This is a genomic window from Streptomyces sp. NPDC048483, assembly GCF_040651455.1.
GTDB lineage: Bacteria > Actinomycetota > Actinomycetes > Streptomycetales > Streptomycetaceae > Streptomyces.
On record NZ_JBEZJZ010000001.1, the window covers coordinates 65294 to 78254 of the forward strand.

The 12961-nt window shown below is 70.2% G+C and carries 13 protein-coding genes; 8 read left to right on the top strand and 5 right to left on the bottom strand.

Annotation, left to right across the window (positions count from 1 at the left end; translation table 11 throughout):
* Positions 1-126: 126 nt before the first annotated feature.
* Positions 127-1347 (top strand): Cmx/CmrA family chloramphenicol efflux MFS transporter, encoded by a 1221-nt coding sequence (locus tag AB0D04_RS00345; RefSeq protein WP_362697285.1) that lies wholly within the window; start codon positions 127-129, stop codon positions 1345-1347.
* Positions 1348-1355: 8 nt separating this feature from the next.
* Here the strand turns inward: AB0D04_RS00345 and AB0D04_RS00350 are convergent, their stop codons facing one another.
* A complete protein-coding gene (locus AB0D04_RS00350; protein WP_362697288.1) occupies positions 1356-1724 on the bottom strand; it encodes a DUF192 domain-containing protein in 369 nt (122 codons plus the stop codon).
* A gap of 138 nt (positions 1725-1862) precedes the next feature.
* Between AB0D04_RS00350 and AB0D04_RS00355 the strand changes: the two genes are divergently transcribed.
* Positions 1863-2417, top strand: a complete 555-nt coding sequence (locus tag AB0D04_RS00355) for an NUDIX domain-containing protein (RefSeq protein ID WP_362697291.1) — start codon at positions 1863-1865, stop codon at positions 2415-2417.
* A gap of 179 nt (positions 2418-2596) precedes the next feature.
* Positions 2597-3337, top strand: coding sequence for an A24 family peptidase (locus tag AB0D04_RS00360; protein ID WP_362697294.1), 741 nt, complete (start codon positions 2597-2599; stop codon positions 3335-3337).
* 246 nt (positions 3338-3583) lie between these two features.
* On the opposite strand, the gene mgrA is transcribed toward AB0D04_RS00360, so the two are convergent.
* Positions 3584-4621: an L-glyceraldehyde 3-phosphate reductase gene (gene mgrA / locus AB0D04_RS00365; RefSeq protein ID WP_362697297.1), complete on the bottom strand. Its 1038-nt coding sequence runs from the start codon at positions 4619-4621 to the stop codon at positions 3584-3586.
* A 125-nt stretch (positions 4622-4746) separates the two neighbouring features.
* On the opposite strand from mgrA, the gene AB0D04_RS00370 reads away from it, so the two are divergent.
* The 4 genes from AB0D04_RS00370 to AB0D04_RS00385 all read left to right on the top strand — a co-directional run bounded on the left by AB0D04_RS00370 (position 4747) and on the right by AB0D04_RS00385 (position 9961).
* Entirely contained in the window at positions 4747-5544 is a 798-nt protein-coding gene (locus AB0D04_RS00370) for an isoprenyl transferase (RefSeq protein WP_362697300.1), read from the top strand.
* A 365-nt stretch (positions 5545-5909) separates the two neighbouring features.
* Complete coding sequence (locus tag AB0D04_RS00375) at positions 5910-7232, top strand: PhoH family protein (RefSeq protein ID WP_362697303.1); 1323 nt, start codon at positions 5910-5912, stop codon at positions 7230-7232.
* 408 nt (positions 7233-7640) lie between these two features.
* A complete protein-coding gene (locus AB0D04_RS00380) occupies positions 7641-8339 on the top strand; it encodes a transglycosylase SLT domain-containing protein (RefSeq protein WP_362697306.1) in 699 nt (232 codons plus the stop codon).
* A 125-nt stretch (positions 8340-8464) separates the two neighbouring features.
* Positions 8465-9961: an AI-2E family transporter gene (locus AB0D04_RS00385; RefSeq protein ID WP_362697309.1), complete on the top strand. Its 1497-nt coding sequence runs from the start codon at positions 8465-8467 to the stop codon at positions 9959-9961.
* 109 nt (positions 9962-10070) lie between these two features.
* Here AB0D04_RS00385 and AB0D04_RS00390 read toward each other — a convergent pair whose 3' ends face one another.
* Both AB0D04_RS00390 and AB0D04_RS00395 read right to left on the bottom strand, forming a co-directional pair.
* Complete coding sequence (locus tag AB0D04_RS00390) at positions 10071-10604, bottom strand: alkyl hydroperoxide reductase (protein ID WP_362697312.1); 534 nt, start codon at positions 10602-10604, stop codon at positions 10071-10073.
* 30 nt (positions 10605-10634) lie between these two features.
* The gene (locus AB0D04_RS00395; RefSeq protein ID WP_362697315.1) at positions 10635-11189 is read right to left on the bottom strand and encodes a peroxiredoxin; all 555 of its coding nucleotides are present in this window, start codon (positions 11187-11189) and stop codon (positions 10635-10637) included.
* A 156-nt stretch (positions 11190-11345) separates the two neighbouring features.
* On the opposite strand from AB0D04_RS00395, the gene AB0D04_RS00400 reads away from it, so the two are divergent.
* A complete protein-coding gene (locus AB0D04_RS00400) occupies positions 11346-12305 on the top strand; it encodes a LysR substrate-binding domain-containing protein (RefSeq protein ID WP_362697318.1) in 960 nt (319 codons plus the stop codon).
* A 7-nt stretch (positions 12306-12312) separates the two neighbouring features.
* On the opposite strand, the gene AB0D04_RS00405 is transcribed toward AB0D04_RS00400, so the two are convergent.
* Positions 12313-12927 carry a Uma2 family endonuclease gene (locus tag AB0D04_RS00405; RefSeq protein WP_362697321.1) on the bottom strand — a complete coding sequence of 205 codons (615 nt, stop codon included), beginning with the start codon at positions 12925-12927 and terminating at the stop codon, positions 12313-12315.
* Between the last annotated feature and the right edge of the window lie 34 nt (positions 12928-12961).

The following is a 12961-nucleotide window of genomic DNA, read 5'->3' on the forward strand; positions in this document are numbered from 1 at the left end:
GCCCTGAACCTGCTTCGCCCTGGGCTCACGCCGCCCTGATTTTGAACTGAGCGATACAAAACATATCCGATACGCGGTACCGCGATACCGCGATACCCGATCAGCGATCCAACGGAGCGCCCTCTCGTGCCACTTGTCGTATACCTCCTGGGCCTGGGCATCTTCGCCCAGGGCACCTCCGAGTTCATGCTCTCCGGGCTCATCCCCGACATCGCCGCCGACCTCGGCGTCTCCATCTCCGACGCCGGTCTGCTGGTTTCCGCGTTCGCCATCGGCATGGTCGTCGGCGCGCCAGTACTGGCCGTGGCCACGCTGCGGGTGCCGCGCCGCACCGCGCTGGTCGCCTTCCAACTCGTCTTCGTCGCCGGGCATGTGGTCGGGGCGCTGGCGCCGGGGTACGGGGTGCTGTTCGCGACCCGTGTCGTCAGCGCCCTCGCGTACGCCGGGTTCTGGGCGGTGGCCGCCGCCGCGGCGGTGGGCCTGGCGGCGCCCGGGGCCAAGGGGAAGGCGCTGTCGATCGTCACCATGGGGCTCACCCTCGCCACCATCGTGGGGGTGCCGGCCGGTACGGTCCTCAGCCAGCACGCGGGCTGGCGCGCGGCGTTCTGGGGCGTGGCCGGGCTGACCGCACTCAGCGCACTCTCCCTGTGGACCGCGCTGCCGGCGGGGCGGAATGCGGCCGGGGCCGGCGCTGCCGCCGGGCCGGAAGTACCCTCCGTACGACGGGAACTGGCGGGGCTGGCCCGGCCGGAGCTGTGGGTGTCCTACCTCGTCACGGCACTGACCTTCGGCGCGGCGGTGGTCACCTTCAGCTATCTCGCGCCGCTGCTGACGGAGGTGAGCGGCCTGCCCGAGGGCTGGGTGCCGCCGGTGCTCGCGCTGTACGGGGCCGGCGGACTGATCGGGCTCACACTCGGCGGACGGGTCGCCGACACGGCGCCCCTGCGGACCCTGGTCATCGGAGGCGGTGCGCTCACGGCCGCCTCCGCCGCGCTCGCCCTGACGGCCGGCAGCCTCGGCGTCGCCGTCGCGCTGGTCTTCGTCCTCGGGCTCGCCGGATATGTCACCAACCCTGTGGTGCAGTCACGGGTGTTCCGCCTCGCCCCCGATGCGCCGACGCTGACGGGGGCCGTGAACACCTCGGCCTTCAACGTCGGCATCACCCTCACCCCGATGCTGGGCGGCCTCACCATCGACGCGGGCCTCGGCTTCACTTCGGTGGCCTGGGTCGGCGCCGGCACCGGCGCGGTGGCCCTCGCGGCCATCGGGTGGGCGGCGACCTTGGAACGACGGGCAAAGCGCCGCGGGCTGCCCGCCGAGAAGCGGCCGGTGTACGCCGGCGCCTAGACGGCCGGTCAGCGAGCGGGGCCGGCCGTCTCCACCGTGAGGCGCCTGCCCGGCCGCAGGCCCCAGCGCTCCATCGCGCCGGCCTCCGCCTCCAGGACGTGCCGGGCGCGCAGTCGCGGGCGGCCCAGCCGGCCTGGGGGCATGGTGCGTACGGCCAGAACGGTCAAGTCCCGGCTCAGATAGGCGACATCGATCGCGAACCGCATCCGGAAGGTGTGCACCCCACTCGCCGGGGTCAGCAGCAGCACCCCCTCGATGCCGTCGCGGCCCAACAGGCCACGGGTGCGCGCCCGATAGGACGCCGCGATCTCCACCGGGACGGCGGCGCCGATCTCCACGCCGTGGAGCACACCGGGGCCGTCCTGCCAACGCACCATGCCCGCCGTTCTATCAGCCGGGCCCCACAAGGCGTGAGGGGAATCGGCCATCGCCGACCGGATCACCTTCCGAACGCCGGGGCAGGAAGCCAACACATCACAGGCAGTGGTCACCCCTGCGTCGCTAGGGTCCGGCACATGGCCACAGCCCACCACACCGTCATCGACGCCCTCGCCCGCTACCGGCCCAGGACCACGGCGGAACTCGCCGACGTGGACCGCGTCCATGCCCTCGCCGAAGCGGGTGACCTCTGGCTCCGGTCGAGCCCCCTGCACGTCACGGCATCGGCGCTGATCGTGCACCCGGACAGCGGACGGGTGCTGCTGCGCCGGCACCCGCGCCACCGGTCGTGGCTGCTGGTCGGCGGGCACGCCGATCCGGGCGAGCACGACCCGCTCGCCATCGCTCTCCGGGAAGCACATGAGGAGACGGGACTGCCCGATCTGTCACCGTGGCCGGACGCGGACATACGGCACGTGGTGATCGTGCCGGTCCCGGCGAACAGCCGGGAGGCGGCGCACGAACATGCGGACCTGCGGTTCGTGCTGGCCACCAGGGTTCCCGCGGCGGCGCGGCCGGAGAACTCGGACGCGCCGCTTCGGTGGCTGTCACCGGAAGATGCACGGAAGGCGATCACCGAGGCCAACATCCAGGAGACGCTGTCCCGTGTGACACCACTGCTCCCGGGCTGACCTCCACAGCGGTGGCCGGAGCGAAGGCGCGGAGCGCCCGCAGCCTTCCCGCGCGCCGGCCGTCGCTGCCCCGGAGCTGCGGCATCACCTCACCGGCGAACCGCCCTGGCGGGCCTCGTCCTCCACAGGCGGATACGCGGCAGGCATGCCGAGGACGGACAGACCCTAAGGTCGAATGCATGCCGGTGATGCTGATGGTTCTCGCCGCCGCCTACGGGGCCGCGGCCGGGCTGTTGATACCGCGGCCCGTCCACCGGATGGCCGTCGGGCCCGAGGAGGGGTGGCGGGTGGCCTGCCCCGGCGGTCACCCGATCGGCGGGCCGGCGCGGGGCTGGCTGGGGCAGGGCCGCTGCGCGGAGCCGGGCTGCGGGGCGTACGGGCCGGGGACGGTGCCGACGGCGGCGGTCACCGCGCTGGTCTGTGCGGCGCTCGCGGCCGTCGCCGGGGCGCGGCCCGAGCTCGCCGTCTGGCTGCTGATGGCGCCGGTCGCCGTCCTGCTGGCGGCCGTCGACCGGCGGGTGCACCGCCTCCCGGACGAGCTGACGCTGCCGCTCGCCGTCGTGGCGGCCGGGGCGCTGGGACTCGTCACCTGGCTGCCGGGAGAGTCCGGGGCGTCGTGGCCGCGGGCGCTCCTGGGCGGGCTGGCGCTGGGGGCGTTCTATCTCCTGCTGTTCGTCGTCAACCCGACGGGCATCGGCCTGGGTGACGTCAAGCTGGCGATCGGGCTGGGGATCGCCCTTGGGTGGTACGGCTGGCGCACGGTCGTCACCGGCGGCGCGGCGGGGATCCTGATCGGTGCCCTCTACGGGGCCGTGCTGATGTGCGCCCGGCGGGGCGGGCCGAAGGTCATGCCACTAGGACCATTCATGATCATTGGGGCGTTCGGCGGGCTGCTCCTGGGGGCCGCCGCCACGGCCTGACCGCCGCCCGCCCCGCCGGCCGCGCCGCCCGCCGCCACGCCGAGCCACGCCGCGATACGACGGGGTGCACGCACCACCCCTCCGTCGGGGTTATGGTGGAAACCCCCCCTCGGGCCGGTCCGTATCCCCCCCCCACGGACCGGCCCGCTTTTTTGTGCCGCCGGTCAGGCCCTGGCGAGCACCCCGGGCTTCCCCCCCACCGCAACCCACAGCGGCTCCTGCCCCGGCCCACCACGACGTACGGCGCTAGTCGCGGCGCGCCCAGATGTTCACGCCCTCCGTCGACGTCGCAAACCGGTCGATCTCGGCCAGCTCCGCATCCGTGAGTCCCGGGCCGTCGAGCGCCGCGACATTGGCCTCCAGCTGCGCCACGCTGCTGGCGCCGATGAGCGCGGAGGTCATCCGCTCGTCGCGCAGCACCCAGCGCAGGGCGAGCTGTGCCAGCGACTGGCCGCGGCGGGCGGCGATGTCGTTGAGGCCGCGCAGGCGCCGTACGACGTCCTCGGACAGCAGACCCGGGTCCAGTGACTTGCCCAGGGAGGCGCGCGAGCCCTCGGGGATGCCGTGCAGGTACTTGTCGGTGAGCATGCCCTGCGCCAGCGGCGCGAACGAGATGCAGCCCATGCCCTCGGCCTCGAGGGTGTCCAGCAGGGCGTCGTCCTCGGTCCAGCGGTTGATCATCGAGTACGAGGGCTGGTGGATCAGCGCCGGGACGCCCATCTGGCGCAGAATGCCGGCCGCCTCGCGGGTCTGCTCGGCGCTGTAGGACGAGACACCGGCGTACAGCGCCTTGCCCTGGTGGACCGCGGACGCCAGCGCGCCCATCGTCTCCTCGAGCGGCGTATGCGGATCGAAACGGTGCGAGTAGAAGATATCGACGTAATCGACACCCATCCGCTTCAGTGAGGCATCCAACGACGAGAGGAGGTATTTCCGCGAACCCCATTCGCCGTAGGGGCCCGGGTGCATCAGATATCCGGCCTTCGTGGAGAGAATCATCTCGTCGCGGTAGGGCCGGAAGTCCTGCGCGAAGATCTTTCCGAAGTTCAGCTCGGCGGAGCCGGGCGGCGGGCCGTAGTTGTTGGCCAGGTCGAAGTGGGTGATGCCCAGGTCGAAGGCGCGACGCAGGATCGCGCGCTGGGAGGCCAAGGTGCGGTCGTCCCCGAAGTTGTGCCACAGTCCGAGAGAGATGGCGGGGAGTTTCAGACCGCTGCGGCCGGTGCGCCGGTACTCCATGGAGTCGTAGCGCGAATCCACGGCGCGGTAGTCAGATGTGCCAGTCATGCTCATCTCCCTATCACGTACCTGTGACACACCTGATTGGGCCGTCGACACACCCGGGAAGTAAAGTTGCCCCCTTGAGGCGACGGGGCGATGGCCATTTCGGCACGGAGGGGCTGGACCCACATATGACGCGATCTTCCGGAGTGCGCATCCCTTATCCGCCCGCAGTGCGCAATCTGGTCTACCGGCTGTACGCGCGCCGGGTGGAGGGCCGTCTGGACCACACCCAGGTGCCCAAGCACATCGGTGTCATCCTCGACGGCAACCGCCGCTGGGCGCGGGCCGACGGGCGGACCACCGAGCAGGGCCACCAGGCGGGCGCGGCCAAGATCAGCGAGCTGCTGGGATGGTGCGCGGAGACCGATGTGGAGGTCGTCACGCTCTGGCTGCTGTCGACGGACAACTTCGACCGGCCCGAGGCCGAGCTGACCCCGCTGCTGGGCATCATCGAGAACACCGTGCGCGACCTCGCCGCCGACGGCCGCTGGCGGGTCCACCACGTCGGCAACCGCGATCTGCTGCCCGAGGGCACGCAGCGGGTGCTCAAGGAGTCCGAACAGGCCACGCTCGAGAACAAGGGCATCCTGGTGAATGTCGCGATCGGCTACGGCGGCCGCCAGGAGATCGCCGACGCGGTGCGCTCGCTGCTGCTGGACCACGCCGAGCGCGGCACCTCCTTCGAGGAGCTCGCCGAGACCGTCGACATCGACGCGATCTCGGAGCACCTCTACACCCGCGGCCAGCCCGACCCGGACCTGGTGATCCGTACGAGCGGTGAACAGCGGCTCTCGGGCTTTATGCTCTGGCAGAGCGCCCACTCGGAGTACTACTTCTGCGAGGTCTTCTGGCCGGCCTTCCGCAAGGTCGACTTCCTGCGCGCACTGCGCGACTACGCGGCCCGGCACCGCCGTTACGGCTTCTAGGACCGCCCCCGCACCTGGGGGAACCAGGCCCGCCCCACCGGCGTTCCCGCCGCTCAGCGCCGCACGCAACCGGAGGCCGTAACCAAAGGTTCATCAAGCGTGTGTCATATGCCGTGGCATGGGGGCGGGTCTTCGAGGGCATATCCCTGGCAGGTCGGCGTCCGGAACCAGACATCGGGCGCCGTATCTCAGCGGACGGCACGGGGTCGTCCGCCCGGGAGGCCCTTTGCGCATCACGGACGAACGTGCAGACCGCACGGACGACGCGGAGGGCCGGCGTTCGGCCCATGCATCGTGGCCTGAACCCGGCCCTGTCCCCCGCGACGCCGTCGCAACCAACCTCATCCGAGGGGGTTCGTCCACCCGTGGTGAACAGCAACAAGCGCCGTGAGAATGGCCGGCGCACCTACGTCCTCGACACCAGCGTCCTGCTGGCGGATCCAGGCGCCATGTCCCGCTTCGAGGAGCACGAAGTCGTCCTCCCGGTCGTCGTCGTCACGGAGTTGGAGGCCAAGAGGCACCATCCCGAACTCGGCTACTTCGCCCGGCAGGCGCTCCGGCTGCTGGACGAGTACCGGGTCCAGTACGGAAGGCTGGACGCCCCCCTCCCCATCGGCGGGCTCGGCGGCAGCCTCCGCGTCGAGCTGAACCACTCCGATCCCGGCATCCTCCCGGCCGGCTTCCGCCTCGGCGACAACGACTCCCGGATCCTCGCGGTGGCCCGCAATCTGCAGGCCGAGGGCTATGACGTCACGGTCGTCTCGAAGGACCTGCCGCTGCGCATCAAGGCGTCGTCGGTGGGTCTGCTGGCCGAGGAGTACCGCGCCGAGCTGGCGATCACCGACTCCGGCTGGACGGGCATGGCCGAATTGGCCGTCTCCGCGGAGCAGGTGGACGATCTGTTCGCCGCCGAGACCGCCGACCTTCCGGGTGTAGCGGACTTCCCCGTACATACGGGACTGGTCCTGCAGTCCGAGCGGGGCAAGGCGCTCGGCCGGGTCACCGCGGACGGCGCGGTGCGGCTGGTGCGGGGCGACCGGGAGGCGTTCGGGATCCACGGCCGCAGTGCCGAGCAGCGGATCGCACTGGATCTGCTGCTGGACCCGGAGGTCGGCATCGTCTCGATGGGCGGGCGGGCCGGTACGGGCAAGTCGGCGCTGGCGCTGTGCGCGGGCCTGGAGGCCGTACTGGAGCGCCGGCAGCACCGCAAGGTGATGGTCTTCCGCCCGCTGTACGCCGTCGGCGGGCAGGAGCTGGGCTATCTGCCCGGCAGCGAGGCCGAGAAGATGAGCCCCTGGGCGCAGGCCGTCTTCGACACGCTGTCCGCGGTGACCAGTAAGGAGGTCATCGAAGAGGTGGTGGGGCGCGGCATGTTGGAGGTGCTGCCGCTCACCCATATCCGGGGGCGCTCGCTGCACGATGCGTTCGTCATCGTCGACGAGGCCCAGTCGCTGGAGCGGAACGTCCTGCTGACGGTTCTGTCCCGTATCGGCGCCAACTCCCGGGTTGTGCTCACCCATGACGTGGCACAACGGGACAATCTGCGCGTCGGGCGGTACGACGGCGTGGTCGCGGTCGTCGAGAAGCTGAAGGGGCATCCGCTCTTTGCGCACGTCACCCTCAACCGCTCCGAGCGGTCGCCGATCGCCGCACTGGTGACCGAAATGCTGGAGGAAGGCAGTATCTGACCCACTGTGAACCACTGCGCCGCCCGGAGAAGCGAAGGAGCTTAGCCGGGCGGCGCGTGTGTGCGCGCGGATATCCGAGAATCCTTGGGCGTAAACGAGGTGTGAGCTTTCACACCCGGCCGGGAATTGATTCACGGCGTCCCGTTCGGGCAGAGTCTGGGTCCTGTCAGGCCCCGCATACGGCACCACCAGCATCCCCAGAGGTGCGGAACAACCGAACTTCATAGCGAGTCGCCGTATGCCGCCCGAGCACCACGCGGACCCCCCAGGGGGACGTACCGGGCCAGTGCCTCCCGTGACCAGCCGGTCCCGCCCGCTCAACTGGGTCCGGAACAAGGGGAGACCAGCGCCAGGGGCACGATTGCGTCCGCGAGGTCACCTATGCGGGCGATGCTGGAAGGAAATCGTGTGAGCCGGATCTCGGTCCGGGGATTCGCCGTGGCCTCCGCCACCGCGGTCACCACCGTCGGCGCCGTGGTCGGCGTCGCCGCAGGACAGCCCGCCTCGATGGGCAACACCGAGGCTGCCGCTGCCGATGCGACGATCGCTGATATCCCCGCGGGCACACAGGCCCAGGTGCAGACGGCTTCCCTGACGCAGCAGGCGGACGACGCGTCCACCCAGGCGGACGCGGCAGCCCTGAAGTCGGCACAGGAGGACGCCCGCAAGGCAGCCGCGGAGACCGCGCAGTCCAAGAAGGACGCCGCGGACGAGGCGAAGGCGCAGAAGGCAGCCGAAGCGCGCAAGAAGAAGGAGCAGGCCGCGTCCCGCTCCGCAGAGCGCGACGTCGGCGACCTCCTCGGCAAGAGCTCCTACACCATCGCCGAGACGCAGGCCCTCGCGCGCGGCATGGTCGCCGGCGACCAGTTCCAGTGCTTCAGCAACATAGTGGACCATGAGTCCGGCTGGAACTACCGCGCCACCAACGCCTCCTCCGGTGCCTACGGCCTCGTCCAGGCTCTGCCGGGCTCCAAGATGTCCTCGGCGGGCTCCGACTGGCAGAGCAACCCGGCCACCCAGATCAAGTGGGGCCTGAACTACATGAACGACCGCTACGGCAGCCCCTGCGGCGCCTGGTCGTTCTGGCAGGCCAACAACTGGTACTAGGCCGTACCGGCAGCGCCCGGCACTTCCGAAACCCCCGACTGCGTGAGCGTCGGGGGTTTCGCGTGTCCGGCACAGGTAACGTCGTGCCGTCAGGTGTGGCGTAAGGGCGGGGAAGAGGAAGCGACATGTCCAGATTGCCTCAGTGGGTCGGCGGCCTCGGCGCCGGTCTGACGCGGCTCGCGCAGCGGCTGGAGGACCAGCGCCGCCGGGCGGAGGCCGCTGCGGTAGCAGGCGACCCGGATGAGCTGAGGCGTGCCGAGTTCACGCCCGACGGCGTCCCCGCACGGCCCGCCCACGCGGCGGCGGCCGCGGCCGCCGACGGTCCGGCCGGAACGCTCACCGCCACCCGTACCGCCGTACCGGACACCCTGAAGGCGGTGGACGGCGTGCCGCGGCCGGCTGCGGAGGAGGTCCCGCCCGCCGCCGCCCCGCCGCCCGACTCCGTCCCTGCACCGCCCGCCTATGCGCCCGCCGTTGCGGCCCGCCCGGATCCCGTCGCGGCGGTGCCGTGGGGTGTACGGGTCGCCACCGAGGTCGCCTGGCGGCTGCTCGTCCTGGCCGGGACGCTGTGGGTGCTGGCACAGATCATCACCTCCATCGAACTGGTCGTGCTGTCCTTCACCGCGGCTCTGCTGATCACGGCGCTCCTCCAGCCCACCGTGGCATGGCTGCGCAACCGCGGGCTGGCGCGTGGGCTGGCCACGGCGCTGACCTTCATCGGCGGCTTCGTTGTCATGGGCCTGGTCGGCTGGTTCGTCGTCTGGCAGGTCCAGGACAACATCGACTCGGTGTCCAGCCGCATCCAGGAGGGCATCACCGAGCTCAAGGGCTGGCTGCTCAAGAGCCCGTTCCATGTGACCGAGGATCAGATCAACCAGATCGCCAAGAATCTGCAGGACGCGGTCAGCCACAACACCGAGGCGATCACCACGGCCGGGCTGGAGGGCGTCACCGTCGTCCTCGAGGTGTTCACCGGCATCCTGCTCGCGATGTTCACCACGCTCTTCCTGCTCTACGACGGCCCCCGTATCTGGACCTGGCTCCTCAAGCTCGTCCCCGGCGCGGCCCGCGAGGGCGTGGCGGGCGCGGGCCCGCGGGCCTGGCGGACGCTGACCGCCTACGTCCGCGGCACGGTGATAGTCGCCCTGATCGACGCGATATTCATCGGCATCGGCCTGTGGATCCTCGACGTCCCGCTGGCCGTGCCGCTCGCCGTCTTCATCTTCCTCTTCGCGTTCATCCCGCTGGTCGGCGCGGTGATCTCCGGCGCGCTGGCCTGCCTGATCGCGCTGGTCACCCAGAGCGTGTTCACGGCCCTGATCGTGCTGGCGATCGTCCTGGCCGTCAATCAGCTCGAGGGCCATGTCCTGCAGCCGTTCATCCTGGGCCGTGCGGTACGGGTCCACCCGCTCGCCGTGATCCTCTCGGTCGCCTGCGGCAGTCTGGTCGCCGGCATCGGCGGCGCGGTCGTCGCCGTCCCCCTGGTGGCCGTCACCAACACGGTCGTCGGCTATCTCCGCGGGTACTCCAAGGAGCAGGCGCTGCGGATGGCGACAGGGCCCCACGGGGCCACCGCGATCGGGGCGGCGAACGCGGAGGGACGCGCGGGGGCCGACAAGTAGGGCGGAGCCCGCAACGCACGGAGCCCGCAACGCACGGAGCCCCGTCGGAACGCACGGAACCCCGCAGAAGAATCTGCGGGGTTCCGTCTGTTCTGAGGGTGCCGGGGAATTACTCCGCCAGCGTGTCCTCGGCGTCCAGCGTGGCGCCCACGGCCTGCAGGACGGAGGCGATCTTGATGGCCTCGAGGATCGTCTCGCGGTCCACGCCCGCCTTGCGGAGCACCTGCTCGTGCGAGTCCAGGCACATACCGCAGCCGTTGATGGCCGAGACGGCCAGCGACCACAGCTCGAAGTCGACCTTCTCCACGCCCGGGTTGCCGATGACATTCATCCGCAGACCGGCACGGAGGTTGCCGTACTCCGGGTCCGACAGCAGGTGCCGGGTGCGGTAGAAGACGTTGTTCATCGCCATGACGGCGGCGGCCGACTTGGCGGCCTTGTACGCCTCGGCGGAGAGGTTCGCCTTCGCCTCGGGCTCCAGCTCACGCAGCACCTTCGGCGACCGCGAGGCGATCGCGCAGGCGAGCACGGTGCCCCACAGCTGCTGCTGGGGCAGGTCGCTGTTGCCGATTACCGAACCGAGGTTCAGCTTCAGGTCCTTGGCGTAGTCCGGTACGGCGGACTTGAGCTCATCGAGAGCCATGTCGGATCAGCCTTCCGTTCAGAGGTCAGTTCACTCGCCCGAGAGGAGCGCGACCGGGTCGAGGGTGTCCTCGCCCTTCGACCAGTTGCAGGGGCACAGCTCGTCGGTCTGCAGGGCGTCGAGGACCCGCAGGACCTCCTTGGGGTTACGGCCGACGGAGCCGGCGGTCACCATGGTGAACTGGATCTCGTTGTTCTGGTCCACGATGAAGACGGCGCGCTGCGCGAAGCCGTCCTCGCCCTCGATGCCGAGGTCGCGCATGAGCTCGTGCTTGGAGTCGGCGAGCATCGGGAAGGGCAGGTCGGTCAGGTCCGGGTGGTCCTTGCGCCAGGCGTGGTGCACGAACTCGGAGTCACCGGAGAAGCCGAGGATCTGCGCGTCGCGGTCGGCGAACTCCTCGTTCAGCTTGCCGAAGGCGGCGATCTCGGTGGGGCACACGAAGGTGAAGTCCTTGGGCCACGCGAAGACGATCTTCCACTTGCCCTCGTAGGTCTTGTGGTTGATCTGCTCGAACTCCTTGCCGGTCTCCAGCGAGACGCAGGCGGTCAGATCGAACTCGGGGAACTTGTCACCAACAGTGAGCACGCGCTCTCCTTGCAGCGGGGGGAAAAGCCAGCGAACTGCCCCTTTTGGGGGTCTGCGTTGGCTTTCCTTGGGGCTTGGACGGTTCACACCCTGGCACAGGAGACATTGATCAGGGAAATAGCTAGACTGGTTGATGTTGATCGGAGGTGGTTATCAGTGGCTTCACCGCTGACACCGGGCGCCAGGCCCCGCCAGCCCAGCCTGGCCCAGCTGCGGGCGTTCGCCGCGGTGGCCGAGCATCTGCATTTCCGCGAGGCGGCCGCCGAGATCGGCATGAGCCAGCCCGCGCTGTCCGGTGCGGTCTCCGCGCTGGAGGAGGCGCTCGGCGTCCAGCTTCTGGAGCGTACGACGCGCAAGGTGCTGCTCTCGCCCGCAGGGGAGCGGGTGGCGGCGCGCGCCCGTACGGTCCTGGAGGCCGTCGGCGACCTGATGGAGGAGGCGGAGGCGGCCCGCGCCCCCTTCACGGGCGTCCTGCGTCTCGGCGTCATCCCCACCGTCGCCCCGTACCTCCTGCCGGCGGTCCTGCGGCTCACCCACGGCTCGTACCCGGACCTCGACCTCCAGGTCCACGAGGAACAGACCGCCTCGCTGCTCGAAGGCCTCACCCAGGGCCGCCTCGATCTCCTCCTCCTTGCCGTCCCGCTGGGCGTCCCCCAGATCGCCGAACTCCCCCTTTTCGACGAGGACTTCGTCCTGGTCGCACCCAAGGAGCACTGGCTTGGCGGCCGCGCCGACATACCGAGGGGCGCGCTGAAGGAACTCGATCTGCTGCTGCTGGACGAGGGCCACTGCCTGCGTGACCAGGCCCTGGACATCTGCCGCGAGGCGGGCCGGGAGGAGGGCGCCCCGGTGACCACGAGCGCGGCCGGCCTGTCCACGCTGGTCCAGCTGGTGGCCGGCGGACTCGGGGTGACGCTGCTGCCGCGTACGGCGCTACGGGTGGAGACGGCCCGCAATGAACTGCTGACGACCGGCTATTTCGCGGACCCGCAGCCGTCGCGGAGAATCGCCCTCGCCATGCGCACGGGCACGGCCCGCCAGGCGGAATTCGAGGAGTTCGCGGGGGCGTTGCGGGAGGCCATGCGGTTGTTGCCGGTGCGGGTGGTGGAGGGCTGAGGGGCGGTCAGGCTTGGCTCTTTCCGGCTGCCAGGAGCTCGGAAACGTCGAGCTTGACCTCGGCGCCGATGGATTCGGGAAGCGTGATCTGCTCGCCTGCGGCGTGCACACGGTGGCTGTCGTAGCCGTTCTCCGCCGGGTCGGTGAGGACGTGGATGCGCTCGTGCTTGCGGTCGATGATCACGTAGACGGGGATCTTGGCGTTGGCGTAAGCGACCACCTTTGCCCGAAGGTCGTTGTTGTAGTTGCTCGACGTGACCTCGAGGACGAGGCGGAAGACCACCGGGTCGTAGCAGTCGTTCGTGATTTTGTGTTCTTCGATATCGGCGTCGACCAGGCACAGATCCGGGATGGCGTAGTTCTCAGGCCCGTCAGGCAGCCACACGCCGATGCCTTGGAACAGCTCCGACTCCTCGCCGTCGTCCAGGCCTGCCGCGATCAACGGGGCTGCGACCCGCTTCAGCGCCCGCTCGTGAGGAACGTTCGGTGGTGGGGTCACAACGATGACGCCTCCGATGATCTCGACGCGGTGGCCCGGGTTCTGCTCCATGAGCCTGTTCGCCACGGCGAGCTGCGTCAGCGGTGCGTCCGAGGGCGGTGGCTCGACGGGTGCTGCAGACATCAGATGCCTCCCGTTGGCTGGTGTCGAGGCCATC

Excerpts from the sequence above, each read along its gene's own strand:
- AB0D04_RS00385 (WP_362697309.1), top strand. The coding sequence starts at position 8,465 with ATGTCCAGATTGCCTCAGTGGGTCGGCGGCCTCGGCGCCGGTCTGACG.
- AB0D04_RS00360 (WP_362697294.1), top strand. The coding sequence starts at position 2,597 with ATGCCGGTGATGCTGATGGTTCTCGCCGCCGCCTACGGGGCCGCGGCC.
- mgrA (WP_362697297.1), bottom strand. The coding sequence starts at position 4,621 with ATGACTGGCACATCTGACTACCGCGCCGTGGATTCGCGCTACGACTCC.
- AB0D04_RS00355 (WP_362697291.1), top strand. The coding sequence starts at position 1,863 with ATGGCCACAGCCCACCACACCGTCATCGACGCCCTCGCCCGCTACCGG.
- AB0D04_RS00390 (WP_362697312.1), bottom strand. The coding sequence starts at position 10,604 with ATGGCTCTCGATGAGCTCAAGTCCGCCGTACCGGACTACGCCAAGGAC.
- AB0D04_RS00370 (WP_362697300.1), top strand. The coding sequence starts at position 4,747 with ATGACGCGATCTTCCGGAGTGCGCATCCCTTATCCGCCCGCAGTGCGC.
- AB0D04_RS00350 (WP_362697288.1), bottom strand. The coding sequence starts at position 1,724 with ATGGTGCGTTGGCAGGACGGCCCCGGTGTGCTCCACGGCGTGGAGATC.
- AB0D04_RS00405 (WP_362697321.1), bottom strand. The coding sequence starts at position 12,927 with ATGTCTGCAGCACCCGTCGAGCCACCGCCCTCGGACGCACCGCTGACG.